The organism is Modestobacter sp. SYSU DS0290 (assembly GCF_054050955.1).
Genome location: NZ_JBJHAI010000011.1, coordinates 62,585 through 88,454, shown reverse-complemented (window position 1 = coordinate 88,454; position 25,870 = coordinate 62,585). Strand labels below are relative to the sequence as shown.

General features: G+C 75.5%; 21 protein-coding genes. 8 read left to right on the top strand and 13 right to left on the bottom strand.

Translation table 11 applies throughout. From position 1 onward, the window contains the following. Positions 1-3: 3 nt before the first annotated feature. Positions 4-1,089 (bottom strand): Gfo/Idh/MocA family protein, encoded by a 1,086-nt coding sequence (locus ACI795_RS11485; protein ID WP_457075630.1) that lies wholly within the window; start codon positions 1,087-1,089, stop codon positions 4-6. Between the two features lie 204 nt (positions 1,090-1,293). On the opposite strand from ACI795_RS11485, the gene ACI795_RS11480 reads away from it, so the two are divergent. Beyond that, the gene (locus ACI795_RS11480; protein ID WP_457075629.1) at positions 1,294-2,454 is read left to right on the top strand and encodes a cold-shock protein; all 1,161 of its coding nucleotides are present in this window, start codon (positions 1,294-1,296) and stop codon (positions 2,452-2,454) included. Positions 2,455-2,535: 81 nt separating this feature from the next. On the opposite strand, the gene ACI795_RS11475 is transcribed toward ACI795_RS11480, so the two are convergent. Next, complete coding sequence (locus tag ACI795_RS11475; RefSeq protein ID WP_457075628.1) at positions 2,536-3,195, bottom strand: hypothetical protein; 660 nt, start codon at positions 3,193-3,195, stop codon at positions 2,536-2,538. Between the two features lie 151 nt (positions 3,196-3,346). On the opposite strand from ACI795_RS11475, the gene ACI795_RS11470 reads away from it, so the two are divergent. Next, positions 3,347-5,029, top strand: coding sequence for a long-chain-fatty-acid--CoA ligase (locus ACI795_RS11470; RefSeq protein ID WP_457075627.1), 1,683 nt, complete (start codon positions 3,347-3,349; stop codon positions 5,027-5,029). 4 nt (positions 5,030-5,033) lie between these two features. Here the strand turns inward: ACI795_RS11470 and ACI795_RS11465 are convergent, their stop codons facing one another. From ACI795_RS11465 to ACI795_RS11455, 3 genes are read right to left on the bottom strand one after another with little or no spacing between them, the layout of a single operon-like run. Next, entirely contained in the window at positions 5,034-6,221 is a 1,188-nt protein-coding gene (locus ACI795_RS11465; RefSeq protein WP_457075626.1) for an MFS transporter, read from the bottom strand. Beyond that, the gene (locus ACI795_RS11460) at positions 6,218-6,784 is read right to left on the bottom strand and encodes a TetR/AcrR family transcriptional regulator (RefSeq protein WP_457075625.1); all 567 of its coding nucleotides are present in this window, start codon (positions 6,782-6,784) and stop codon (positions 6,218-6,220) included. The genes ACI795_RS11465 and ACI795_RS11460 overlap by 4 nt, the downstream gene beginning before the upstream one ends. After that, complete coding sequence (locus tag ACI795_RS11455; RefSeq protein ID WP_457075624.1) at positions 6,781-7,347, bottom strand: sugar O-acetyltransferase; 567 nt, start codon at positions 7,345-7,347, stop codon at positions 6,781-6,783. The genes ACI795_RS11460 and ACI795_RS11455 overlap by 4 nt, the downstream gene beginning before the upstream one ends. Before the next feature lie 74 nt (positions 7,348-7,421). Here ACI795_RS11455 and ACI795_RS11450 point away from each other — a divergent pair, with 74 nt between their 5' ends. The 3 genes from ACI795_RS11450 to ACI795_RS11440 all read left to right on the top strand — a co-directional run bounded on the left by ACI795_RS11450 (position 7,422) and on the right by ACI795_RS11440 (position 10,667). Next, on the top strand, positions 7,422-8,273 hold the full coding sequence (locus tag ACI795_RS11450) for an alpha/beta fold hydrolase (RefSeq protein ID WP_457075623.1): 852 nt from the start codon (positions 7,422-7,424) through the stop codon (positions 8,271-8,273). Beyond that, complete coding sequence (locus ACI795_RS11445; protein WP_457075622.1) at positions 8,270-9,052, top strand: alpha/beta hydrolase; 783 nt, start codon at positions 8,270-8,272, stop codon at positions 9,050-9,052. The genes ACI795_RS11450 and ACI795_RS11445 overlap by 4 nt, the downstream gene beginning before the upstream one ends. Before the next feature lie 100 nt (positions 9,053-9,152). Next, the gene (locus tag ACI795_RS11440; RefSeq protein ID WP_457075621.1) at positions 9,153-10,667 is read left to right on the top strand and encodes a DUF222 domain-containing protein; all 1,515 of its coding nucleotides are present in this window, start codon (positions 9,153-9,155) and stop codon (positions 10,665-10,667) included. Positions 10,668-10,847: 180 nt separating this feature from the next. Here ACI795_RS11440 and nirD read toward each other — a convergent pair whose 3' ends face one another. The 5 genes from nirD to ACI795_RS11415 form a co-directional block, all read right to left on the bottom strand. Next, a complete protein-coding gene (gene nirD, locus ACI795_RS11435) occupies positions 10,848-11,234 on the bottom strand; it encodes a nitrite reductase small subunit NirD (protein ID WP_457075620.1) in 387 nt (128 codons plus the stop codon). Beyond that, positions 11,231-13,852 carry a nitrite reductase large subunit NirB gene (gene nirB, locus ACI795_RS11430; protein WP_457075619.1) on the bottom strand — a complete coding sequence of 874 codons (2,622 nt, stop codon included), beginning with the start codon at positions 13,850-13,852 and terminating at the stop codon, positions 11,231-11,233. The genes nirD and nirB overlap by 4 nt, the downstream gene beginning before the upstream one ends. A gap of 109 nt (positions 13,853-13,961) precedes the next feature. Beyond that, on the bottom strand, positions 13,962-14,966 hold the full coding sequence (locus ACI795_RS11425) for an NAD-dependent epimerase/dehydratase family protein (RefSeq protein WP_457075618.1): 1,005 nt from the start codon (positions 14,964-14,966) through the stop codon (positions 13,962-13,964). 7 nt (positions 14,967-14,973) lie between these two features. Continuing rightward, complete coding sequence (locus ACI795_RS11420) at positions 14,974-17,565, bottom strand: alpha/beta fold hydrolase (protein WP_457075617.1); 2,592 nt, start codon at positions 17,563-17,565, stop codon at positions 14,974-14,976. Further along, a complete protein-coding gene (locus tag ACI795_RS11415; protein WP_457075616.1) occupies positions 17,562-18,587 on the bottom strand; it encodes a 3-oxoacyl-ACP synthase III in 1,026 nt (341 codons plus the stop codon). The genes ACI795_RS11420 and ACI795_RS11415 overlap by 4 nt, the downstream gene beginning before the upstream one ends. Before the next feature lie 168 nt (positions 18,588-18,755). Between ACI795_RS11415 and ACI795_RS11410 the strand changes: the two genes are divergently transcribed. From ACI795_RS11410 to ACI795_RS11400, 3 genes are all read left to right on the top strand, one after another. Then, the gene (locus tag ACI795_RS11410) at positions 18,756-19,373 is read left to right on the top strand and encodes a hypothetical protein (protein ID WP_457075615.1); all 618 of its coding nucleotides are present in this window, start codon (positions 18,756-18,758) and stop codon (positions 19,371-19,373) included. 97 nt (positions 19,374-19,470) lie between these two features. Further along, a complete protein-coding gene (locus tag ACI795_RS11405; protein ID WP_457075614.1) occupies positions 19,471-21,045 on the top strand; it encodes an MFS transporter in 1,575 nt (524 codons plus the stop codon). 210 nt (positions 21,046-21,255) lie between these two features. Further along, the gene (locus ACI795_RS11400; RefSeq protein WP_457075613.1) at positions 21,256-23,490 is read left to right on the top strand and encodes a PhoX family protein; all 2,235 of its coding nucleotides are present in this window, start codon (positions 21,256-21,258) and stop codon (positions 23,488-23,490) included. A gap of 66 nt (positions 23,491-23,556) precedes the next feature. Here the strand turns inward: ACI795_RS11400 and ACI795_RS11395 are convergent, their stop codons facing one another. Genes ACI795_RS11395 through ACI795_RS11385 form a run of 3 tightly spaced genes read right to left on the bottom strand, consistent with a single transcriptional unit; the run spans position 23,557 to position 25,813 of the window. Then, on the bottom strand, positions 23,557-24,285 hold the full coding sequence (locus ACI795_RS11395; RefSeq protein WP_457075612.1) for a DivIVA domain-containing protein: 729 nt from the start codon (positions 24,283-24,285) through the stop codon (positions 23,557-23,559). Further along, positions 24,282-25,421, bottom strand: coding sequence for a globin domain-containing protein (locus tag ACI795_RS11390; protein ID WP_457075611.1), 1,140 nt, complete (start codon positions 25,419-25,421; stop codon positions 24,282-24,284). Before ACI795_RS11390 ends, ACI795_RS11395 begins: the two co-directional genes overlap by 4 nt. 23 nt (positions 25,422-25,444) lie before the next feature. Next, a complete protein-coding gene (locus ACI795_RS11385) occupies positions 25,445-25,813 on the bottom strand; it encodes a group I truncated hemoglobin (protein WP_457075610.1) in 369 nt (122 codons plus the stop codon). Positions 25,814-25,870 lie beyond the last annotated feature (57 nt).

The following is a 25,870-nucleotide window of genomic DNA, read 5'->3' as shown; positions in this document are numbered from 1 at the left end:
GGCTCAGGCGCGGTCGTCGGCGAGGTCGTTGGGGTAGACGACGCCGAGCTGACGGCGCACGTCGTCGAGCAGGTCCATCGTCGCCAGGGTGTCGGCGACCGGCATGGTCGGGCTCTCGGTCAGCCCGGCCTGGATGCAGCGGGTGGCCTCGCGGAGCTCCCACACGTACCCCGCGCCGATGAGCGGGAACTCCTCGGTGCGCAGCGGGCCCGCGCCGGCCTGCACGTCCAGCCGGGTGGGCCGGTAGACCGCGTGCTCACCGGTGGTGCGGATCCAGCCGTCGCTGCCGCAGACCAGCGCGGTGTGCGGGGAGCGGGCCAGCAGCGAGGTGGTCAGCTGGGCCTGCGCGCCGGAGGACCACTGCAGCGACAGCGCGCTCTGCGCGTCGACCCCCTCGGCGTTGAGCGTGCCCACGGCGGTCACCGAGTCGGGCCGGCCGAGCGTGCCCCAGGCCCACAGCAGCGGGTAGACGGCGAGGTCCAGCAGCGACCCGCCGCCGTCGGCCCGCGCCCAGATCCGGGCGGTGGGGTCGGCCGGTGCCGGGAAGCCGACCTCGGCGGCCACCCACTGCACGGTGCCGATCTCGCCGGAGGCGGCGATCGCCATCGCCCGCTGGAAGGCCGGGAGGTAGCGGGTCCACACCGCCTCCATCAAGAACAGCCCGCGGTCACGTGCCAGCTCGGCGACCTCGGCGGCCTCTCGGGCGTTGATCGTCAGCGGCTTCTCGCAGAGCACGGACTTGCCCGCGGCGAGCGCGGCGCGCACCACCGCGGCGTGCTGGGCGTGCGGGGTGGCCACGTAGACCGCCTCCACCTCCGGGTCGGCCAGCAGCTGGTCCAGGCCCGTGCGGCCGTCGGTGTCGCCGTACCAGGAGGCGAAGCCGAACTGCTCGGCGAACGCCCGCGCGCGCCCGGCCTCCCGGGAGCTGACCGCCTGCAGCACTGCGTCGGGCAGCAGCGCGAGGTCCGCGGTCACGGTGGCCGCGATCGAGCCGGTGGCGACCACTCCCCACCGCACCGGACGGCCGGTGGGCTCCTGCGGGTCGGCGTCGGCGGGCAGTGCGGGCAGGGCGATGAACGGCGAGGTCACGCCGGGAACGCTAGAGCAGCGCTCGCGGGCGGGGCGGGCGTCCCTGCGGGTGCCCCGTCCCGGTCCGTGCCGCCGTCCGCGCTCCCACCTGTCACAGTGGAGGGGGACCGGTGCCGCCCCTCGACCACGAGCGGGCGAGGTGCACCGGTGGATGGACCGGCCCGGAGACGGGGCCGGGGGATGTCGAGAGCAGGGAAGAGACGGATGCCCCAGGGCACGGTGAAGTGGTTCAACGCGGAGAAGGGATTCGGTTTCATCGAGTCCGACGAGGGCGGCGAGGACGTCTTCGTGCACTTCTCCGCCATCGCGGACGACGGTGGCTTCCGCAGCCTGGACGAGGGGCAGCGGGTCGAGTTCTCCGCCAGCCCGGGCCAGCGCGGCCTGCAGGCCGACGCGGTGCAGCCGCTCGGCGGCGGTGCGCCCCGGCGCGGCCGTGAGCAGCAGCCGCGCGAGGAGCACGGCCGCCGGCCGGAGCGCGCGCCGCGTCGCAGCGGTGGCGGTGGCAGCGAGGGCACGGTCCGCTGGTTCAACGCGGAGAAGGGGTTCGGGTTCATCGAGCCCGACGACGGCGGCGAGGACGTGTTCGTGCACTTCTCGGCGATCGCCGACCACGGCGGGTACCGCAGCCTGGACGAGGGTCAGCGGGTCGCCTTCACCGCCAGCCCCGGACAGCGCGGGATGCAGGCCGACTCGGTCGAGCTGCTGGGCCGCGGCCCGGCCCGTGAGCAGTACGACCGGCGCGATGACCGGCGCGATGACCGACGGCGGGACGAGCGCCCCGCGCGCGGGCGCGCCGGCGCCGGCGCCGAGGGCACGGTGAAGTGGTTCAACGCCGAGAAGGGCTTCGGGTTCATCGAGCCCGACGACGGCGGCCAGGACGTCTTCGTGCACTTCTCCGTGATCGCCGACGACGGTGGTTACCGCAGCCTGGACGAGGGCCAGCGGGTCGCCTTCACCGCCAGCCCGGGCGACCGCGGCCCGCAGGCCGACTCGGTCGAGCCGCTCGGCGGCGGGCGTCCGCAGCGCGGCGGCCGGGACTCCTACGGCGGCGACTCCCGTGGCCGGGACTCCTACGGTGGCGACTCCCGTGGCCGGGACTCCTACGGGCGTGACGACCGCCAGCGGGAGTCCCGCCCGGCCCGCCGCGGTGGCGGGGGTGGCAGCCAGGGCACGGTGAAGTGGTTCAACGCCGAGAAGGGGTTCGGGTTCATCGAGCCCGACGACGGCGGCCAGGACGTCTTCGTGCACTTCTCGGCGATCGCCGACCAGGGTGGGTACCGCAGCCTGGACGAGGGCCAGCGCGTGGAGTTCTCCGCCAGCCCGGGTGACCGGGGCCTGCAGGCGGACGACGTCCAGCCGTTGTGACCCTGCCGCGGTGACCGGGCCGTGGCCCGCCGGAGCCCCGGTGGTCCACGGCCCGGCCCGCGGACGCCCTCGGGGGCCCGGTCAGACGGGCGTGCCGCCGTCCCGGTGGTGTCCGGTCGCCGGCGCACCCTCCTCGAGCCAGCGCGCAGTCGCCTCCGGCTCCCGGCGGAACAGCTCCTCCAGCAGGTCCGAGCGCAGTTCGGCCAGCTCCGCCCGGATCGCCGGCGACACCGGTCGGCGCAGGCGCTCGCCTGTGGTCGACCACACGGCGAACAGCTGCTCGGTGGTCAGCTGGTCCACCGGACGGCGCAGCGGATCGGGGAGCGCCCCGTCCGGTGACCGGTCGGCGCCGGAGCCGAGGTCGGCGCCGGTGTCCAGGTCGGCGAGCCAGCGGGCGGCCGACACGGCGCAGAGCACCAGCAGCAGCGGCACGACCAGCGCCCCCGCGTGGCCCAGCAGGCCGACCCCGGTCGCGAAGGGCAGCAGGAGCACCCCGACCCCGGCGGCGTAGAGCGCCCGGCGGCGGGCCTTCGTCGACTCCGGGAAGCCGGGGTCGGCCAGGGCGACCGTGACCCCGATGGCGGCGCCGGCCAGCAGCCCGATGAGCAGCAGCGACGACACCGGCGTGGCGGTGGCGCCCAACAGGGCGGTCGCCACGTAGATCGCGGGTGCGGCCAGCCGGCTGGCCCGGGTCACCCCGCGCCAGAGCCGCGCCGGCAGGCGGGACGAGGGGGTCGGCATCTCGGGCCTCCTGGGGTCGGCGGGGAGGGCTGACCTGGGTGTGCTCGCCCACGCGCGCGGCAGCACCTCCGCGGACCGATCGTCACGAGATCTCCACCTCCGGGTGGGGACTGACCTGCGGGCCGCGATCGCTGCGTGGTTCGCTGTCGGGGTGACGAGCGAGCCGGTGCCGCACTGGACCCGCAGCTATGCCCCCGGGGTGCCCGCCCACGTGGAGGTGCCCGAGCAGACCGTGGGCGACCTGCTGGCTGAGGCCGCAGCGCGCTTCCCCGACCGAACGGCGCTGGACTTCTCCGGTGCCGGCACCACCTACGCCGAGCTGCGCGACCAGGTGGCCACCGCCGCCGAGGCGCTGCGCCGGCTGGGCGTGGGCCCCGGCGACCGGGTCGCGCTCGTGCTGCCCAACTGCCCCCAGCACGTGGTCGCCTTCTACGCGGTCCTGCGGCTGGGCGCGGTCGTGGTGGAGCACAACCCGCTCTACACCGCCGAGGAGCTGAGGACCCAGTTCCGCGACCACGGGGCGACCGTCGCCGTCGTCTGGGACAAGGTGGCCCCGCTCGTGCAGGGGCTGGACCTCCCCGGCCGGCGCACCGTCGTCGCCGTCGACCTGACCCGGGCGCTGCCGTGGACCAAGCGGCTGGCGCTGCGTCTGCCGGTGCCGAAGGCGCGGGCCACCCGCTCGGCCATCACCGGACCGGCACCCGGCGCGCTCGGCTGGGAGCACCTCGTCGCCGAGGCGCCCGCGCTCGACCCGGGCCACCCGGGTCCGGCGCACACCGACGTCGCGCTGCTGCAGTACACCGGCGGCACCACCGGCACCCCCAAGGGCGCGGTGCTCACCCACCGCAACCTGCTCGCCAACGTCACCCAGTCCGTCGCCTGGGTGCCCGGCCTGCGGGAGGGGGAGGAGGTCTTCTACGGCGTCCTGCCGCTGTTCCACGCCTACGGGATGCTGCTGGGCCTGGTGGCCGCCGTCCGGCTGGGCGCGACCCTGGTGCTGTTCCCGCGCTTCGACGTCGACCAGGTGCTCAGCGCCGCCCGCCGGCTGCCGCCGACCTTCCTGCCGGCGGTGCCGCCGGTGTACGACCGGCTGGCCACCGCCGCCGCCGAGCGCGGCGCCGACCTGTCCAGCACCCGGTTCGCCCTCTCCGGGGCCATGCCGCTGCCGGCCGCGACGGCGCAGCGGTGGGAGGAGGTCACCGGCGGCCTGGTCGTGGAGGGCTACGGGATGACCGAGACCTCCCCGATCGTGCTGGGCAACCCGGTCGGCCCGACCCGCCGGCCGGGCACCGTCGGGCTGCCCTTCCCGTCGACCGAGATGCGGATCGTCGACCCCGAGGACCCGGCCGTGGAGCGGGCACCGGGGGAACGGGGCGAGCTGCTGGTCCGCGGCCCGCAGGTCTTCTCCGGTTACTGGAACCGGCCCGAGGAGACCGCCGAGGTGCTGCTGGCCGACGGCTGGCTGCGCACCGGCGACATCGTGGTGGCCGACGACGACGGGTTCGTCACCGTGGTCGACCGGATCAAGGAGCTGGTCATCACCGGCGGGTTCAACGTGCACCCGTCGGAGGTGGAGGAGGTGCTCAAGGCGGTGCCGGGGATCCAGGACGCCGCCGTGGTCGGGCTGCCCGGTGCGGACGGCGGGGAGGAGGTCGTGGCCGCCGTCGTGCTCGACGACCCGGACCTGGACCTGGACGCGGTGCGGGCCCGGGCCCGGGAGCAGCTGGCCGGCTACAAGGTGCCGCGGCGGCTGGTGCCGGTCGAGGACCTGCCCCGCTCGCAGATCGGCAAGGTGCTGCGCCGCCAGGTGCGCGACCAGCTGCTCGCCGACTGACCGGTCAGCGCCCGGGCTCCCGCAGCGCGCCGGCGATCGCGGTGGCGACGGCGAGCAGCACGGCCACCACGGTCAGCGCGCGCAGCACCGACAGCTCGTGCCCGAGGAAACCGATCAGCGGCGGGCCGGCCAGGAACGCGCAGTAGCCGATCGAGGCGACCACGCTGACCCGGGTTGCTGCGTGCGCCGGGTCGTCAGCGGCGGCGCTCATGCCGACCGGGAAGCCCAGCGAGGTGCCGGCGCCCCACAGCAGCGCCCCGGCGAAGGCGACGCCGGGGTTCGGGCCGAAGACGAACAGCAGCAGCCCGACCACCGCCAGCCCGGCCAGCGCCCGCACCAGCGGGACGCGGCCGAACCGGTCCAGCAGCGGCGGGCCCACCCAGCGGGCCGCGGTCATCGCGGTGAGGAACACCGCGAACCCCAGGGTCCCCAGCGCCGGGCTGAGGCCGTAGCCGTCGATGAGCGCGATGCTGATCCAGTCGTTCGCCGTCCCCTCGGCGAAGGCGAAGGCGAGCACGAAGAGGCCGATCAGCAGGGTCCGCGGCTCCCGCCACCGGGCGAGCGCCCCGCCGGCCTCGGTCGGCCGCTCCCCGTCCGGGGTGTCCTCGACGTCGGGCACGAACGCGCGCACCGCCGCCGGGACCACCGCGGCGACCAGGGCGGCGACGCCGAGCAGGTGCACGGTGACCGACACGTCCAGGGCGACCATCGCCGCCCCGCCCAGCGCGCCGACCACGGTGCCGAGGCTGAAGCCGGCGTGGAAGCGGCTCATCACCGCCTGGCCCAGGTGCCGCTCGACCACGGCGCCCTGCACGTTCATGCCGACGTCCCACGCGCCGTTCGCGAACCCCATGACGAACAGCCCGATCACCAGCGGGAGCACGCCGAACAGCGGCGCCACGGCGACGACGACCAGCGCGACGGTGAGCAGCCCGGCCATCAGCGCCACCGTGCGCCGGGAACCCAGCCGGGCGATGACCGGCCCGGACAGCGGCAGCGCGATCACCGACCCGGCGGCGATCGCCAGCAGCACCAGGCCGAGCGCGGCGGGGTCGAGGTCGAGCCGGGTGCGCACCTGCGGGATGCGGGCGGCCCAGCTGGCGAAGGCGAAGCCGGCCCCGATGAACGCGACGTAGGTGGCCCGGGTGGCGGCCCGCACCTGCGTGGCCGATGGCCCGGTGGTGGTGGTCATGCCTGCTCCTGGGGGGTGGTGCCCGGCCGCACGACGCGGGCGATGATCTCGGTGGTGTGGGCCCGGTCGACCGGGGTGGTGGCCAGCACCTTGTGCATGACCAGCCCCTCGATCAGGGCGTCGACCCCGCGGGCGGTGACCGGGTCGACGAACCGCTCCAGCACGCTGCGGCTGCGGCGCATCCACGATTCGGTGACCGCGCGCAGTGACGGGTCGCGCAGCGCCGCCAGGTAGAGCTCGTAGGCCACCGCCCAGTCCCGGTCGTCGGCGCCGGCGTCCCCGTGCACCAGGTCGGTGACCGCCGCGACGACGTCGGCCCGGCTGTGCACCTGGTGGAAGTGCGCCTCGTAGGTGGCCGCCATCCGCTCCGCGTGCCGGGCGAACGCCTGGGTGAGCAGGTCGTCGAGGCCGGTGAAGTGGTAGGTGAGCGACCCCAGCGGGACGTCGGCCGCCGCGGCGATGAGCCGGTGGGTGGTGTTCGCGACGCCGTGCTCGGCGATCACGTCGAGGGCCGCGTCGACGATCCGGTCGGCCCGCTGCGGGTCGTGCCGGCGGGTGCTCACCCGAGCTGGCGGACGACCCGGGCCGGGTTGCCGACCGCCACCACGTCCGCCGGCAGGTCGCGGGTGACCACGGCTCCGGCACCCACGACGGTGTTCTCCCCGATCGTCACCCCGGGGCAGACGATGACGCCGCCGCCGAGCCAGACGTTGTCGGCGATGGTGATGGGCGCCGACCCCTCCCACTTGTCGCGGCGGGGACCGGGCTCGACCGGGTGGGTGGCGGTCAGCAGCTGGACGTTCGGGCCCATCTGCACGTCGTCGCCGATGGTCACCCGGGCGACGTCGAGGACGACCAGGCCGAAGTTGGCGAAGGTCCGCGCGCCCACCGAGGTGCGGTACCCGTAGTCGCAGCGGAACGGCGGGCGCAGCTCGCTGCCCGGGCCGAACGCCGCCAGCAGCTGTTCGAGCACCTCGCGGCGGGCGGCGCCGTCGGTGGGGTCCATCGTGTTGTAGCGGTGGCTGAGCTGCTGGGCGCGGGTGCTCTCGGCGGCCAGCTCCGGGTCGTCGGCGATGTAGAGGTCACCGGCGAGCATCCGCTCGCGCATGGTGCGCGCGTCGTCCATGTGTACAAGCGTACACATCGGGCGTGACGACGGGAACGGTGTGGTCGCGGGATGCGCTGGGCACCCGACCGTGCATGGCTGAAGACGACATCGACCAGCTGCCGACGGGGCGGACCCGACTCGTCGACGTGGGCGGCGTGCGCCTCAACGTCTGGACGGCGGGGGAGTCCGGGCCGCCGGTGCTGCTGGTGCACGGCATCCCCACCAACCACCGGCTGTGGTGGGACGTCGTCCCGCCGGTCGCCGCCCGCGCGCGGGTGTTCGCCGTCGACATGCTGGGCTACGGCGAGTCCGTGGCCCCGGACGGGCACCCGGTCGACCTGGCCACCCAGGCCTCGCTGCTGCTCCGGCTGCTGGACGCCCTGGAGCTGGACCGGGTCGTCGTCGTCGGGCACGACCTCGGCGGCGGGGTGGCGCAGATCCTGACCACGATCGCGCCCGACCGGGTCGCCGGCCTGGGTGTGGTCGACGGGGTCAGCTACGACGGCTGGCCGGTGCCGTTGGTGCGCGCCATGAAGGCCGCCTGGCCGCTGGTGCGGCAGTTGCCTCCGCCGGCGGTGGCCACCGCACTGCGCCCGGCGCTGCGCACCCTCTTCGCCGACCAGGACCGCGCCGCACCCTTCATCGACCGCTTCGTGGCGCCATGGGCCCGCCCCGGTGGCCCGCACCTGCTGGCCCGGCACCTGCGGTCGCTGGACTCGGTGTACACCCAGACGGTGGCGCCGTTCCTGCCCCGGCTGACCATGCCCGCCGAGATCGTCTGGGGCCGGCTGGACCACCAGATGAAGCCCCGCTACGGGGAGCGGCTGGCCGAGGACCTGCCCGACGCCCGGTTCACCCTGGTCGACGGCGCCAGCCACTTCGTGCCCGCCGACCGGCCCGAGGTCGTCGCCGAGGCCATCGGGCGGCTGCTCGACCGCACATGACCCGCGCACTCCGTGAGGTGTCCCGCCGGCAGGTGCTCGCCCTGGCCGGCGGGCTCGCCCTGGCGGGCTGCGGCGGGCAGGTGCTCACCTCGCGGAACGGCTCCGGTGGGGACGACGACGCAGCGACCCTGACCGCCCGGCCGGGGGAGCCGTCGGCCGGCCCGGCGTCGGATGGCACCCGCCCACTCGGGGTGGCGGACGAGCGGGACGCGCTGCTGCACGTGCCAGCTGGCCTCGACCCGGGCCGGCCGGCGCCGCTGGTCGTCTCGCTGCACGGCGCCGGCGGCGACGCGGCGGCCGGCCTCGGGCTGCTCCAGTCCCTCGCCGACGAGCGCGGCCTGGTGCTGCTCGCCCCGGCATCGCGCGGCTCCACCTGGGACGCCGTCCGCGGCGGGTTCGGTGCCGACGTCGCCGTCATCGACCGGGCGCTCGGTGCGGTGTTCTCCCGGCTGACCGTCGACCCGGAGCGGGTGGCGGTGGCCGGCTTCTCCGACGGTGCGACGTACGCCCTGGGGCTGGGGCTGGCCAACGGTTCGCTCTTCCGCCGCGTGGTGGCGTTCTCGCCCGGCTTCGTGCCGCCCGGTCCGCGGGCCGGGCAGCCGGCGGTGTTCGTCTCGCACGGCACCGCCGACGACGTGCTGCCGATCGACCGGACCAGTCGGGTGCTCGTCCCGGAGCTGCAGGACGACGGGTACGACGTGAACTACCGCGAGTTCGACGGCCCGCACGTGGTGCCGCCGGAGATCGCGCAGGAGGCGGTCGACTGGCTCGGCTGGTGAGGGGCCGGCCGCTGTCTGCTCCTGGTGTGGATCGGCTGGGCCGCGAGGCTGCGACTCCGACCTGTCGGAACTGTCGTACCTCGTACGTATGTTCGAGGGCGTGACGGAGACCGCGGCCCTGCCCCCGCCGTCGGTCCCGTCTGCCCGGTCGGCCAACGTGGTGCTCGAGCTGCACTACCCGGAGTCCCGGGAGTCGTCGCCGGCGTCGGAGTGGCCCGATGAGCTGCTCGCGGCCCGGCTGCAGGGCATCCAGCGCCAGCGGGCGAGAGCCACCGCGGAGGAAGCCGAACTGATCCTGGCCCTCGCCGGTCAGCGGCCCTCCGCCGCCGATCCTGCGCCGGATCGTCCCGGTGCCCGGCGGCAGGGGTGGACCGCCCAGCCGGCCGACGGCGAGGTGAGTGAGTTCTTCACCGCCGAGCTGGCCACGGTGCTCAACGTCGGCCGGGGGACGGCGGCGATCCGGCTCACCAGGGCGCTGGTGTGGCGGGACAAGCTCCCGGCCACCTTCGCCGCGCTGCGGGCCGGGGACCTGGATGAGCGGCGGGCGCAGCAGTTGGCCGACGCGTTGAGGTCCGTTCCCGCGGAGGTTGCCGCCCGCGTGGAAGCGACGTTGCTGGGTGAGGCCGGTGATCTGTCGGTGACCGGGGTGGGCAAGCGGGCGACGGAGTTGGTGCTGCGGTTCGATGCCGACGCCGCGGAGGAAGCGCGGGTGGAGGCGGAGAAGGCCGCTGACGTGCACGTGTACCCGTCGGCTGGTGACGGTCGTGCCGTGCTGGCGGTGGACCTGCCCGCGGACGTGGCCGCCGAGGCCCACGACCTGATCGACCAGCTGGCCCGGATGCTCAAGGCCGACGGGGACCCCCGGCCGATCGGTCAGCTGCGCACCCTCGTGGCCGCGGCGCTGATCCTCCGCCCCGCCGACAACGGCCTGCCGCTGCTCACCGCGAACCTGACGGTCACCGCGGCGCTGGAGGCCCTGGAAGGCGGGGTCACGCCGGGTGAGGTGAACGGGCTGCCGATCACCGCCGCCCACCTGCGCGACCTGCTCGCCCGGGTCGGCGCGCTGGGCCTCACCGCTCCCGAGGGCGGGACGCTGAGCTTTGCGATCACCGGACCGGACGGGGAGCTGCTGGCCACCGTCACCCCCGCGGAGCTCACCCGCTCGGCGAAGCGTGGCTGCCCGCACCATCCAGGGGGTGAGTGCGGCTGCGCGCTGCTGGGACCGCCGCCCGCGACGGCGAACTACCGGCCCACCGAGCGCCAGCGCGCCTTCCTCACCACCCGGGATCGCCGCTGCCGCTTCCCCAACTGCGGCCAACGCGTCGGCTGGGCCGACCTCGACCACGTCATCCCGCACTCCTGCGGTGGCGTGACCGACTGCGCCAACCTCTGCTGCCTGTGCCGCTCCCACCACCGGCTCAAGACCCACGCCCCCGGCTGGCGGTTCGCGATGACCCCCGACGGCACCCTGCGGGTGACCACCCCCAGCGGTGTCACCCGCACCACCCGACCACCCGGCCGCCGACCACCCGATCCCGAACCACCCGAGTGCCGTTCAGCCGCCGGACCGGAACCGCCGCCCCCCGGGCCGGACCACGACCCCCCGCCGTTCTGAGTCGACACCCGGAGTGGCCCATGTCGCCGTGCCGACGTGTCGACGAGCGGGTTCCGTGTCGTGTCGACACGTCGTCTCGTCGACACGACACGGCATCAGCTGGGGCGCGAGGCTGGATCGGGCGGGGAGTGGGACGGGCGGAGAGTGGGACGGGCGGAGAGGGACCGGGCGGTTGGTGACTCAGCCGGTGGCGACCTCGACCCGGCCGTCCCGCAGCCGCACCGGGTACACCGGGACCGCCACCGCGGGGTCATCGAGACAGACCCCGGTGCGCAGGTCGAACACCTGCTTGTACATCGGCGAGGCCACCGTGGGGGCGTCGCCGCGGGTGCCGACGAGGCCCCGGGCCAGCACGAACGCGCCGCTGAACGGGTCGCGGTGGCCCACCGCGTGCAGGCTGCCGTCGAACAGCCGGAAGACGGCCACCTGCACCCCGTCCACCAGCGCCGCGACGCCGCGCTCCGGGAGCAGGTCGTCGAACGCGCAGATGGTCGTCCAACCGGGCGCGGTCCCAGTGGTGGTCGCAGTCGCAGTCGCCGGCGACGGGGTGTCGAGTGTTGCGGTCATCGGGGGAGCACCTCCAGGCGGGGGCCGGCCACCAGCACGGCGCCGGGGCGGTCGGTGTCGGCGTCGGTCGCCGGGCGCGGCTGCCCGCGCTCGACCACGTACGCCAGCGACGGGTCGGGGGAGTCGGGTGCGTTGACGAAGGCGGCGAACCGGCGCAGCTTCTCCGGGTCCTCCAGCGTCGCCCGCCACTCGTCGGTGTAGCCCTCGACGTGCGAGGCCATCGCGGCGTCCAGGTCGGCGGCGATGCCCAGCGAGTCCTCGAGCACGACGGCGCGCACGTGCTCCAGCCCGCCCTCGATCTCCTCCAGCCAGGGCGCGGTGCGCTGCAGCCGGTCGGCGGTGCGCACGTAGTAGACGAGGAACCGGTCGATGGTGCGCACCAGCGTCTCGGTGTCCAGGTCCTCGGCCAGCAGCTGCGCGTGCCGCGGGGTGAACCCGCCGTTGCCGCCGACGTAGACGTTCCACCCCTTGTCGGTGGCGATCACCCCGACGTCCTTGCCGCGCGCCTCCGCGCACTCCCGCGCGCAGCCGGAGACACCGAGCTTGATCTTGTGCGGTGACCGGAGGCCGCGGTAGCGCAGCTCCAGGGCGACGGCGAGCCCGACGGAGTCCTGCACCCCGTAGCGGCACCACGTCGACCCGACGCACGACTTCACCGTGCGCAGCGACTTGCCGTAGGCGTGCCCGGACTCGAACCCGGCGTCCACCAGCCGCTGCCAGATCGCCGGCAGCAGCTCCATCCGCGCACCGAACAGGTCGATCCGCTGGCCGCCGGTGATCTTCGTGTACAGCCCGAAGTCGCGGGCCACCTCGCCGATGGCGATCAGCCCCTCCGGGGTGATCTCCCCGCCGGGCACCCGCGGCACCACCGAGTAGGTGCCGTCCTTCTGGATGTTGGCCATCACGTGGTCGTTGGTGTCCTGCAGCGCGGCTCGCTCGCCGTCCAGGACGTGCCGGCCGTCCAGGCTCGCCAGGATCGAGGCGACCACCGGCCGGCAGATGTCGCACCCGCGGCCGCGGCCGTGCCGCTCGACCAGCTCGCTGAAGCTGGCGATCCCGGTGACCCGCACGATGTCGAACAGCTGCGCGCGGCTGACGTCGAAGTGCTCGCACAGCGCCCGGCTGACGCTGACCCCGGCGGCCTCCAGCTCGGTGGTCACCAGCTTCTTCACCAGCGGCAGGCACGACCCGCAGCTGGTGCCCGCCTTCGTGCACCCCTTCACCGCGCCCAGGTCGGTGCAGCCCTCGCAGCGGACCGCGTCCCGGATCGTCCCGGCCGTCACGTTGTTGCAGGAGCAGACCGCGGCGTCGTCGGGCAGCTCGGCCGACGCCGGCCCGCCCTCCGCGCCCTCGGGGAGCAGCCAGGCTGCCGGGTCACCGCCCAGCTCACGGCCCACCAGCGGGCGCAGCCCGGCGTAGGCGGTGGCGTCACCGACCAGGATCCCGCCGAGCAGCGTGCGCGCGTCGTCGGAGAGGACCAGCTTCTTGTAGACCCCGGCCACCGGGTCGCCGTAGACCACCGACAGCGCCCCGGGCGTGGTGCCGAACGCGTCGCCGAAGCTGGCCACGTCCACCCCGAGCAGCTTCAGCTTCGTCGACAGATCCGCGCCCGGGAACTCCGCGGCACCGCCGAGCAGCCGGTCGGCGACCACCTCGGCCATCGTGTAGCCCGGCGCGACCAGGCCGTAGGTGCGCCCGTCGACGGCGGCGACCTCGCCGATCGCGTACACCGCCGGGTCCTCGCTGCGGCAGCTCGCGTCGACCAGCACCCCGCCGCGCGGCCCCACCGGCAGCCCGGCGGCGCGGGCCAGCTCGTCGCGGGGGCGCACACCGGCGGCGAACACCACCACGTCGACGTCCAGCTGCTCGAGCCCGGTGGCCGAGCCCTCCGCGGCGTGCATCCGCCCGACCCGGCCGTCGCGCCCCGCGGTGAGCTTCGCCGTCGCCGTCCCGGCGTGGATCCGCACGCCCAGCGCGCCGACCAGCCGGGCCAGCGCCTCGCCGCCGCCGTCGTCGACCTGCAGCGGCATCAGCCGGGGCGCGAACTCGACCACGGAGGTGTCGACGCCGAGCGCGGTCAGCGCGCCGGCGGCCTCCAGGCCGAGCAGCCCGCCGCCGACGACCGCACCGGTGACCGGCCGGGGCAGCTCCCGCTGCCGGTCGGTCACGTACCGCCGCAGCGCGGCGACGTCGTCGATGGTCCGGTATACGAAGCAGCCGGTGAGGTCGCGCCCCTCCACCGGCGGCACGAACGCCGACGAGCCGGTGGCCAGCACCAGCGCGTCGTAGGGCAGCTCCCGGCCGGTGGCCGTCGTGACCCGCTGCGCCGCGCGGTCGACCGCGGTCACCTGCTCGCCGCGGCGCAGCGTCACCCCGGGTGTCTCCCACAGTTCGGGCTGGCCCAGGGACAGGTCCTCGGGGTCGCGCCCGGAGAAGTAGGAGGTCAGCGCCACCCGGTCGTAGGGAGCCCGGGGCTCCTCCGCGAGGACGGTGACCTGCCAGCCGCCCCCGTCCACGTCGCCCGTGTCGACCGCGCCCCGGTCGACGAGCGCCTCCACCAGCCGGTGGGCGACCATGCCGCCGCCGACGACGACCAGCTGCCTGGGGGAGAGAGGCATGGGGCGGGTGCTCCTTCGCGGCGGTGCGGGCGCCGGGAGGCGCCTCGGGGTGCCAGGCGAAGGTATGGACGGCGTGTTTCCCGGAGCCGCCGCGAGCGTTACGCGTCGGCTAGCTCGGCTGCACAGCCATGACGGCCGCGCTGTGAGATGCCGGCCGCATCGCCGCGGCGAGCCGGGTGAAGCCGTCCTCCAGCGACACCGCGGGCGCCCAGCGCAGCGCCTCGCGGGTGCGCCGCTGATCGAACCAGTGCGCGGTGGCCAGCTGCTCGGCGAGGAAGCGGGTGAGCGGGGGAGTGTCCCGGCGCCCGGTCGCCCGCCAGACGCCCTCGACGACGGCGCCGGCGGCCCAGGCCAGCGCGAAGGGGACGCGCCGGGAGGGGCCGGGCACCCCGGCGGCCCGGCACAGCCGGTCGAGCACCTCGGCGACCGGCCGGGGCTCGCCGTTGGAGACCACCAGCGCCTCGCCGTGCACCGGCCCGCAGGCGTCGACCGCGGCGACCAGCGCCGCTGCGGCGTTGTCCACGTAGGTCGTGTCGATCAGCCCGGCGCCCGTGCCGATCACCGGCAGCCGGCCGGCCCGCGCCCGGGCGACGATCCGCTCCACCAGCTGCGGGTCGCCCGGCCCCCACACCAGGTGCGGGCGGACGGCGAGCACGGCCAGCGACGCGGAGTCCGCCGCGAGCGCCTCCTGCTCGGCCAGCGCCTTGGAGCGGGCGTAGGCGCCGCGGGCCCGCACCGGGTCGGCCGGCCCGGCGCCCGCGCCGGCCAGCGCCGCACCCGCGTGCGCCACCGACGGCGAGGAGACGTGCACCAGCCGGGCGACCCCGCCGGCGCGGCAGGCGTCGACGACCGAGCGGGTGCCCTCGACGTTGGCCCGCCGGTACTCCGCCCAGGGGCCGACGACGTCGACCTTCGCGGCCAGGTGCACGACCGCGTCCTGCCCGGCGACCGCGCGCGCCACGGCATCCCGGTCAGCGACGTCGGCCAGCACCTCCGCGCACGGCAGCCCCGCCGGACGCCGCTGCAGCACGGTCACCTCGTCGCCGCGCTCGATCAGCGCGGTGGCGGTGGCCCGGCCGAGCATCCCGCTGGCCCCGGTGACCAGCACCCTCACGGGACCCTCACGCCCCGGGCCGGCGCACGCCCGTGCGGGAGCCGGCGAGCAGCCGGTCGGCCTGCCGGGCGACGGCGGCCCGGTCGACCTTGGACTGGTGGCGGATGTCGACCGGCAGCCGGTCGGCGGTGAGCACGGCCGCCACCGGCACCACCGCCCGCGCGCGGACGGCGTCGGCCAGCTCCGTGTCGGCGGGCTGCAGCCGCCCGCGCCGGGCGCCGCCGCCTTCGGGCACCACGACGACCACCAGGGCCTGGGTGCCGGCCGGGCCGACCCCGACGGCGGCGGCCGCGGCGATCCCGGGCAGCTGCTCCACCCGCTGCTCGACGCCGACCGGGGTGACCGGGCCGGCGGGCGTGGTGACCACGTGCGGCAGCCGGCCCTCCACCCACAGCCGGCCATCGGCGTCCAGGTGCCCGACGTCGCCGGTGCGGTGCCAGCCGGCATCGCGGGAGGAGAGCCGCTCGGTGATCCACAGCGCGTCGTAGCGGTCCTTGACGTGCGCGCCGCGCACGCAGACCTCGCCGGTCACGCCGGGTGCGGTGCTCAGCGGACCGGTGGCGGCGCCGGTGCCGTCCAGCGGGCTGACCCGCACCTCCACCCCGGGCAGCGGGCGCCCGACGCAGACGCCGTCCGGCGTCCCGCCCGCCTCCTGCTCGGCGGCCTCGATCTCGGCCAGCGAGACGTCGGTGACCGGCAGCGCCTCGGTCATCCCGTACGGGGTGTGCGCCTCGGCGGCGGGGAGCACCTCGCGCAGCGCGCGCAGCAGGGACGCCGGCACCGGCGCGCCGGCCGACATCACGAGCCGGACGCCGGCCAGCGCGGACCGCTGCGCGGCGGTGAGCTCGCCGGCAGTGGCCACCACCCGGCGCAGCGCCGCGGGCGCGGCGAACAGCACGGTGGCGTCGACGGCGGAGACGGCGTCGGCCAGCGCCGCGGCGGTCAGCGTCCCCGGGGCGGTGACGTCGATGTCGGGCACCGCGGAGCCAATGCCCAGCGCCGGGCCGAGGATGGCGAAGGGCGCGAAGGCGGCGACGAACCGGTCGTCCGCGGTCAGGCCGTAGGCCTCGCGGACCAGCGCGATCTGCGCGACCACCTGCGCCTGCGTGTAGACCACGCCCTTGGCGGGGCCGGTGGCGCCGGAGGTGAACAGCACCGCCCGGTCGTCGTCGGCGGTGGACTCGTCGGCGACGGGACCGCCCGCCCGGCCGAGCTGCTCGAGCTCGGCGAGGTCGTGCGCCACCCCGAGCGCGCGGCGGGCGGCGGTGGGCAGCCGGCCGGCGGCGAACCGCAGCCCCGGCAGCCCCATGGCGCGCGCGGCGGCCAGCCCCTGCGCGCTGCCGATGACCGCGTCGACCGACGCGCCGCGCAGCGCCCGGCGCATGCCGGCCAGGCCCAGCCCGCGGTCGACGACGACGATCGCGCCCCCGGCCCGCCACACCGCGTAGACCGACGCGGTCAGGTCGGCGGAGGGCTCCACCAGCAGCGCGACCCGCTGCCCCGGGCGCAGTCCGGCGGCGCGCAGCCCTGCGGCCAGCTCCTCGACCCGGCGGTGCAGCGCGGACCAGCTGACCGTGCCGCCGCCGACCTCGACCACGGCGGGGGAGTCGTCGCCGGCGCGCGCGGCCAGCGCCGACCACGGCCGTCGGTCGGCGGGGACGGCCGGACGCGGCGGCGCGGACGCCGGAGGAGCGTCGAGGTCGGCGACGAACTGGGCGACTGCGGCGGCGTACCGGGGGGCGTCCTCCGGCAGCAGGTGGGAGGCGCCCTCGAACCGGTGCACCTGCGCGTGTGGCAGCCGGGACCGCAGGTCGGTGAGGTAGCGCTCGCCGAAGACGGGGTCGCGCGGGCCCCACATGAGCAGGGCGGGCACGTCGAGCTCCCGGATGCCCTCGGCGATCGCCTCCTGGTCCGGGCGGGAGGGGTGCCCGTCGGCGAACGGGATGTCGGCCACGAAGTCACCGACCGAGCCGCGGCGCCGCGCGTCCCGGTAGGGGGCGGCGAAGGCGTTGCGGACGGCGGCGGGCAGCGGCGGCCAGGACAGCGCCGTCGTCGCCCGGACGAACAGCGGCGTCCCGACGGTGGCCGTGCCGCGCACCCCGGGCAGGTGCGCCAGCCGGATCAGCGCCGGCCCGGCGTCGCCCTCGGGCATCGCCACCGCCGTGTTGGTCAGCACCACACCGCGCAGCTGGTCGCGGTGGGCCAGCGCCCAGCCGAGGGAGAGGATGCCGCCCCAGTCGTGGCCGACGGTCACCACCGGGCCGGTGATGCCCAGCGCGGCGGTGAGGTCGCCCAGGTCGGCGACCCGCTCGGCCAGGGTCCGGGGCGAGGCGAGCCGCTCGGAGAACCCCATGCCCAGGTGATCGGGGGCGACCACCCGCCAGCCGGGTGGCGCGGCGGCCAGCAGCCGGCGCCAGAGGTAGGACCAGGTCGGGTTGCCGTGGACGCACAGCAGGGTGCCCACCGGCTCCCGGACGCCGTTGTCCAGCAGGTGCCACTCGCGCTTCACGCCGGCGGCGTCGGCGACGGTGACCCAGCGGGACCAGGCGGGGTCGAGCCCGGGCAGGCCGGGCGGCAGGCCCTCGGTGCGGTCGCTCACCAGGCGATCTCCATGCACGAGGCGTTCAGCCCCGAGCCGATGCCCATCAGCAGCACCCGGTCGCCGTCGACCAGCCCGTCCGCGTCCGAGGCCAGGGTGAACGGCACCGAGGCGGGGCCGAGGTTGCCGCGGGTCGGGAAGGTCTGCGGGACGCGGGCCGGGTCGACCCCGAAGCGCTCGCACATCGCCGCGGTGTGCACCTTGGAGACCTGGTGCATGACGTAGCGGTCCATGCCCTGCTGCCAGTCGAACTCCCCGGCCGCCTCGTCCCACATGTCGGCCGAGAGCGCGATGCCGGCGTCCAGCAGGCCCTTGAGGTCGGTGTCCATCTGGTCGTTGTCGCCGGTGCAGAGCTCGTGGTGCTCGGTGCCGGCCCGGCTCACCGAGCCGACCACGCGGTGCCCCTCCGGGTGCCGGTCACTGCGCCCCAGCACCATCGCCGCCGCCCCGGACCCGAGGGTCAGGGTGGCGAACTGGTCGATGACGTCGCGGGAGCGGGTCTCGGGCCGCTGCAACCGCTCGATGGTGCGCTCCTGCACCTTCTGGGAGTCCTCGCCGTTGACGATCAGCGCGTACTCGATGAACCCGGAGTCGATCATCGCCGCGGCCAGCTCGATGCCGTTGACGAAGCCGAGGCAGGCGTTGGTGATGTCGAAGTTCTTGCACGAGCGGGGCAGGTCCAGCGCGTGGTGGACGGCGACCGCGGTGGAGGGCTCCAGGTGCTGGCGGCTCACCGACGTGTTCACCATCAGCCCGATGGCCGCCGGGTCGACGCCGCTCTCGCTGATCGCCTTGGCGCCGGCCATCGCCGCGCCGTCGACGAAGGTCACGCCGTCGGCCCACCACCGGCGCTCCCGGATCCCGGCCAGCCGCTCGAGCAGGCCCGGTCGCAGCCGCACCCGCTGGTAGGTCTCCAGCAGCTGCTCGTCGATCGCGTCGGAGGTGATCACCTGGGTCGCGTCCGCCGTCTGGACGGTCAGCACGCTGGTGTTGCTGAAGCGGTGGGTGGCATTGCCGCTCATGGGCGGGCTCCAGTCCTGAGGAGGGCTGACTCCTGGTGTCTCTCCGCCCTGTTCGGCTCCAGTTCTACCCCCGTCCGTCCGCGGTATTCGCTGCCGCCCCCCGAGTGGCTCAGGACACGGACCGCCTCCGGCGCGTGTGGCGCGGGGGCCGCCGGGAACCGCAGGGCAGTGCGCACCACACGCGGCGAGCGGCTGCGCTTCGACGGCTGGATCCTCGGCACCGGCACCGCGTCCGGCACCCGGCTGGTGGTGGGCCACTGGCCCCGCTCGCCGCTGGGACCGGTCTCCGACGTGATGGTCCAGCGGCCCGACGGCCACCGGGTGCTGCTGGCGCAGTCCGCCGAGCTGGCCGAGTTCGTCGCGGCCACGTACACCTTCGACGAGGTGCGGGTGGTCGACGTCACCGTGCGCCGGCCGGACGCCGTCACCTGGGCGGTCCACGCCGGCCCGCTGGCGCTGCAGCTGCGCACCGGCCGCCGTCCCGCCCTGGGCCGGTTGCTGCGCGCGGTGCCCGCACCGCTGGCCCGCGCCCCCGGCTGGGTCCGGCTGCTCGACCTGCCGGCCCGCGTGCTGACCGGGCTGCGGACCACCGGCTCCGCCGGCAACGGCCGCACCGAGTGGTACGGCGTCCAGGACCTGCACGCCGTCACCGAGGTGCGGGCCACCTGGGACGGCGAGCCGCTGGGCGCGGTCGCCCCGGTGCGGCCGCCGGTCACCTTCGGTTTCGGCTCGGTGCCCCCGGACCCCTCGGTGGTCCGGGTGACGACGACGGTCGCCCTCCCGTGAGGCGCGTCCCCCGGGGAGCGGACCGGAGCGCGCCGGGAGACGATCACCCGGGGGGAGCCGGGACCGGCGTCCGCAGTCGAGCAGGAGAGGAACGCCGGTGACCGACGCAGCCGTCGACCGTGCCGGGCAGCGCCCCGCCGAGCCGCCGGAGGGCGCCGACCCGAAGCGCTGGCGGGCGCTGTGGGTGACCCTCGTCGTCGGCTTCATGACCCTGCTGGACGTCAGCATCGTCTCGGTCGCCCTGCCCTCGCTGCAGGAGGATTTGGGCGCCACCGCCTCGACCGTGCAGTGGGTGGTCTCCGGCTACGCGCTCACCTTCGGGCTGGCGCTGGTCCCGGCCGGCCGGCTGGGCGACGCGTTCGGCCGGCGGCGGATGTTCCTCATCGGCCTGGTCGCCTTCGTGCTGTGCAGCGCGGCGGCCGGTGCGGCGCCCAACGCCGAGCTGCTGATCGCCGCCCGGCTGCTGCAGGGGGTCGCCGCCGGCTGCCTGGCGCCGCAGAACTCCGCGCTGATCCAGCAGCTGTTCCGCGGCGCGGAGCGGGGCCGGGCGTTCGGCTTCTTCGGCGCCACCGTGGGCATCTCCACCGCGGTCGGCCCGGTGGTCGGCGGGCTGCTGCTGGCGCTGGCGTCCGGCCCCGGCGGCTGGCGGTGGATCTTCTACGTCAACGTGCCCATCGGCGTGGTCGCCCTCGTGCTCGCCGTCCGGCTGCTGCCCCGGCCCACCAGTCGTGGCCACGGGCGGATCGACGTCGTCGGCGTGGGCCTGCTCGGAGCCGGTGCCCTGGCCCTGCTGCTGCCGCTGGTCGAGGCGGAGTCCGGGGGGCTGACCCGGCTGTGGTGGCTCTTCCCGATCGGGCTGGTGCTGCTCGCGGTCTTCGTGCTGTGGGAGCGCCGGGTGGTGCGCGGCGGCGGTGAGCCGGTCTTCGACCCCCGGCTGGTCACCGCCACCCGCGGCTACGCCCCGGGAGTCGCGCTGGGCACGGTCTACTTCGTCGGCTTCAGCGGCATCTGGCTGGTCTTCGCCCTGTTCTTCCAGACCGGGCTGGGCTGGACGCCGCTGCAGTCCGGCCTGGCGGTGACGCCGTTCGCGATCGGCTCGGCGTCCGCCGCTGTGGTGGCCGGGCGGCTGGTGGAGCGCTACGGCCGGGCGCTGACGGTCTTCGGGCTCAGCGGCGTCGCCCTCGGGCTCACCGGGACGGCGGGGGTGCTGCTGCTCGCGCCGTCCGGGGTGAGCGGCTGGGCGACCGCCCCGACGCTGCTGCTGGCCGGCATCGGCGGCGGGTTCGTGATCTCGCCCAACGTCACCCTCACCCTCCGCGACGTCCCCGTGCGGATGGCCGGCTCGGCCGGCGGCGGGTTGCAGACCTTCCAGCGCTTCGGTGGTGCGATCGGCACCGCGGCGCTGCCCGGCCTGTTCTACCTGGTGCTCAGCGACGGCCGACAGGACTACGCCCGGGCCGCGGCGACGGCGCTGTCGGTCGCGGTCGTGGGCGCGCTCGCCGCGCTGGTGATCGGCGTCGTGGACTGGCGGCACGACCGGCGCGACGAGGGCCGGGAGGCGGCGCGGGCCGCCGCCGGACGACGGCCGGACCAGGCACCCGACGGCGACGGCCCCGACGCGGTCGACGAGTACGGCCGGGTGCACGCCCACGGCCACGCGACCCACGGCTGAGCCACCCACGGCTGCTCGACCCGCGCCGGCCGATGTGCCGGCGGACGTGACTCGGTGCGGTTCCCGGGCTCCGCTGCGCGTGGACCACGCACGGCTCCGGCGTGTCCCAGCTCACACCTCATCCGGAGTTCACCCCGACTCCACCCCGACCCCCGTGGCCGCTTCCTAGCGTCCGGACCGATCCGTCCGCCACCAGATCGGGGAACCACCGTGACCCACATCGAGCGGCCCCGTGGCCGTCGCCTGCTGCCCTTTCTCGACGAGGTCCGGCACGGCAGCCGCAGCCACACGACGTGCCACTACAAGTGCGGCAACGCCTGCGATGCGCCGGTGCCCAACCAGACGGACAACCCGACGTTCGCCGACGTCGCCCGGTCCGCGTTCAGCCGCCGCACGATGCTCAAGGGCGCGGGGGCCGGCGCGCTGCTGGTGGTCGCCTCCCCGCTCCAGCCGGCGCTGGCCGGGGGCCGGCGCGTTCCCGGATCCGGTGGCTGGCAGCCGCCGGCCGACGGGGCGCTGACGTTCGAGCCGGTCCAGCAGAACCTGCTCGACGAGCTGGTCACCGCCGCCGGCTACGAGTACTCGGTGGTCATGCGGTGGGGCGACCCGGTGGTGTGGGACGCCCCGGACTTCGACGTCGACGCCCAGACGCCCGAGGCCCAGGCCAAGCAGTTCGGCTACAACTGCGACTACATCGGCTGGCTGCCCCTCGGCCGGGACGAGCGCCGGGCGCTGCTCGTGGTCAACCACGAGTACACCGACGAGCAGCTGATGTTCGCCGGCGTGGCGGACGAGGAGGCACCGACCACCGACGAGCAGAAGCGCATCGCGATGATGGCGCACGGCATCTCGGTGGTGGAGGTGGCCCGGGACGGCGACTCGGGCAACTGGCTGCCCGACCGGTGGGGCAAGCGCAACCGCCGCATCACGGCGATGACCCCGATCGAGCTGACCGGGCCGGTCGCCGGCTCGGAGTACGTGCGGACCACCGCGGACCCAGAAGGACGCACCGTCCTGGGGACGCTGAACAACTGCGCGGGCGGGGAGACCCCCTGGGGCACGACCCTGCACGGCGAGGAGAACTTCAACCAGTACTTCGGCACCTCGTCGCCGATCGTGGAGGACCCACGGGAACTCCAGCTGGGCCGCTACGGCGTCAGCGCCGAGGACGCGCCCGTCCGCGGATGGGAGAAGGTCGAGCCGCGGTTCGACCTGGCCCAGGAGCCGAACGAGGTGCACCGCTTCGGCTGGGTGGTCGAGCTCGACCCCTACGACCCGACCTCGACCCCGAAGAAGCGCACGGCGATGGGCCGGTTCAAGCACGAGGGGGCCAACGTCCAGATCGCCGAGGACGGGCGCGTGGTCGCCTACTCCGGCGACGACGAGCGGTTCGACTACATCTACAAGTTCGTCTCCCGGAAGACCTTCGACCCCGGCAGGAGCAAGGCCGCCCGGGAGCACAACCTGACCCTGCTCGAGGAGGGCGACCTCTACGTCGCGCGGTTCACCGGCGACTCGCCGCCAGAGCAGATCGACGGCCTCGCCTCGGTGCCGGCCGACGGCGAGTTCGACGGCACCGGCCAGTGGGTGCCGCTGGTCAAGGACGGGCAGTCGATGATCCCGGGCAAGTCGGTGCCCTGGGTGCTCACCTTCACCCGCCTGGCCGCCGACCGGCTGGGCAAGGAGCTCGACGCCAACGGCGACTTCCCCGACCCGGCGGCGCCCGTCGTCGTCGACCCGGCGAAGGTGCCCACCCGGATGGACCGGCCGGAGGACATCCAGGTCAACCCGGTCAACGGCCGCGTCTACGCCGCGCTGACCAACAACTCGCGGCGGGAGGAGGCTGACGAGCCGAACCCGGTGGCCCGGTCCTTCGCCTTCGACCTCCAGGACGGGACCTACGAGGAGCGCGCCGGCAACCGCAACGGCCACGTGCTGGAGTGGCTGGAGACCGACGGGATCGCCGGGGACGACTTCTACTGGCGGGTGTTCCTCGTGGCCGGCGACCCGGAGACCCCGGGCACCTACTTCGCCGGCTACGACCCGTCGGCGGTCAGCGCGATCTCGTGCCCGGACAACCTGGAGTTCGACCCGGCCGGGAACCTGTGGATCTCCACCGACGGGAACGTGCTGTCCACGCGGAACCGCGAGGCAGGCACCTTCGCCGGGACGAACGACGGGCTGTTCGCGGTGCCGACCGCAGGACCCGAGCGCGGGCACCTGAAGGCGTTCCTCACCGTGCCGATCGGCGCGGAGTGCAGCGGACCGCAGATCCCGCCGGACGGGCGGTCGGTGTTCGTCTCGGTGCAGCACCCGGGGGAGACCACCGGCTCGACCCGGGAGTCGCCGTCGAGCACCTGGCCGGACCTGCTGCCCGAGCGGGGCTACCCGCGGCCCAGCGTCGCGGTGGTCTACCGGACCGACGGCGGCCGGCTCGGCAGCTGATCGCTGGGGCACCTGACCGCGACGACCCGGGGCGCGCCGACCGCAGCTCACCCCGGGTCGTCGCGGTCAGCCCTCCCGCTCGCCGGGCGCCGCGCCGGCCGCGTTGGCCACGAACGTCGCCGGCTGGACATCGGCCCGCGGGCCCGGCGACGGCCGGGGCACCGGCGGCAGCCCGGCCGGGTGGGCGGCGCCCCACTCCTTCTCCACGTCGACGAGCAACGCCTCCAGGTAGGCGCGCAGCTGCGTGCGGGTCGCCTGCCCGAAGGCGCGCAGGTAGGCGATCTGCTCCTGCAGCTGCTCGGTCTGCGGCTGGTCGGCCGACGGGCGCGGGGCCTCGCCGACGGCCCGGGTCGCGGCCTCCTGCGCGGCCTGGATGATCGCCCCGGCCTTGTCCCGGGCCTGGCCGAGCTGCTCCTCGTACTGGGCGCGCGCCTCGGCGGTCATCTGCCGGCTGAACTCCTCGGCCTCGGCGACGTAGGCGTCGGCGGTCTGCTGCGCGGTCGCCAGGATGCCGACGGCCTGGTCGCTGGGGGAGGGGCGGACCGACGCCTCGGCCAGCTGGGCCTCCAGCTGGGCCAGCTGGGCGCGCAGCTGCTCGTTCTCCCCGCTGAGCCGGGACACCTCCTCGGCGACCAGGTCGACGAAGCCGTCGACCTCCGCCTCGGTGTACCCCGGGTGCAGCAGGGAGCCGTGCGAGAACCGCGCGCTGCGCACGTCGTCCGGGGTCAGCCGGTGGTCCGGGCCGGGGCGGGGGCGGCCGGCGGGGGAACCGGGAGCCTGCTCGCTGGTGGTCATTCGGTCACCTTCCCATCGAGGGTCGGGCTCGGTCTGCTGGCTGCGAAGACCTCGGTGCGGATCCGGCTCATCGCCAGGCCGGAGGTGTGCAGCCGGGTCACGGTGTCCTCGACCATCGCCGGGTTGCCCGCCACGTAGGCGTCCCGCCCGGTCCACGGGCCGTGCCGCAGCACGACGTCGCCGACGTCGCCGTGCTCGAGGGTCGAGGTCTTGTCGTGCGAGACGGTCTCGGTCACCGTCAGCCAGGGGTTCTCCCGGGTCATGCGGTGGAGGTCGGCGCGGTCGTAGAGGTCGTCCTCGGTACGGGCGCCCACGAAGAGGTCGACCCGTCGGGCCGGCCCGGAGCGGGCGACCTGGTCGACGATCGCCTTCAGCGGCGCCAGCCCGGTGCCCCCCGCCACCAGCAGCAGGTCCCGGTCGGAGTCGGTGTCCAGGGTCAGCTGCCCGACCGGCGGCCCGAGCCGCACCACCTCTCCCACCCGGGCCGACCGCACCAGCGCGGTGCTCACCGGGCCGCCGGCGCGCGCCTTGACGTGCAGCTCCAGGGAGCCGTCGGGGCGCGGCGCGTTCGCGGGGGAGTACCAGCGCCACAGCCGGGGACGCAGGTCGGACTCGACCGAGACCGCCTGCCCGGGGAGGTGGTCCAGCCGCTGGCGCGGGGCCAGGGTCAGCACGGCGACGTCGATCGTGCGGCGCTCGTGGGCCACGACCTCCGCCTCCCACCAGGGCGGCTGGTCGTCCGCGGCGTCCGCGGCCTCGAGCATCACCTGGGCGATCAGCTGGTAGGCCGCCGTCCAGTCCGCGGCCAGGGCGTCGTCCCACTCGTCGTCGAAGTGCTCCAGCGTGGCGAGCAGGCTCGCCCCGACCGCCGGGTAGTGCGCGGCGACGGCGCCGAACTTGCGGTGGTCACGGCCCAGCTGCTGCAGGATCGGCACCAGCGAGTCCAGGTCGTCGACCCGCGCCACGACCTCCCCCAGGGCGGCGAAGAGCCGGTCGCGCTGGTGCGCCATGGAGACCGGGAACATCTCCCGGGTCTCGGGGTGGGTCAGGAACAGGTGGGAGTAGAACCACAGCGGCACCTCGTCGCCGTGCGCGGCGGCCTTGGCGAAGCTGGCCCGCATCGCGGGGATGTCCACGGGCGTCTCCTCGGGGCGCCGGCTCAGCCGGCCGGCGCGGGCTCGGTGACGATCTCGTCGCGGTGGGCGCCCAGCGCCGCCCCGACCTGGCCGATGTCCTCACCGGAGACCCCGAGCTCGGTGAGGGTGTCGACCAGGTGGCCGACCACCCGGTCGAAGGCGTCCCCGGTGATGTCCAGCCCCTCGTGCCCGGCGGCCAGCTCCCGGCCGGAGTACTCGACCGGGCCACCGGTGACCTGCACCAGCAGCGCGGTCTGGTGGCGGCGGAGCTGGGGCATGTCGACGCCCTCGAACCACCCGGCGAGTTCCGGGTCGGCCACCACCCGGCGGTAGAAGTCGTCGACCGCCGTGCGGATGCCGACGTCCTGCCCGAGACGCTCGTAGAGCGACATGAGAGTCCTCCGTTCTCCCCCGTGAACGGACACAGCCGACGCCGACCCGGAGCCGGC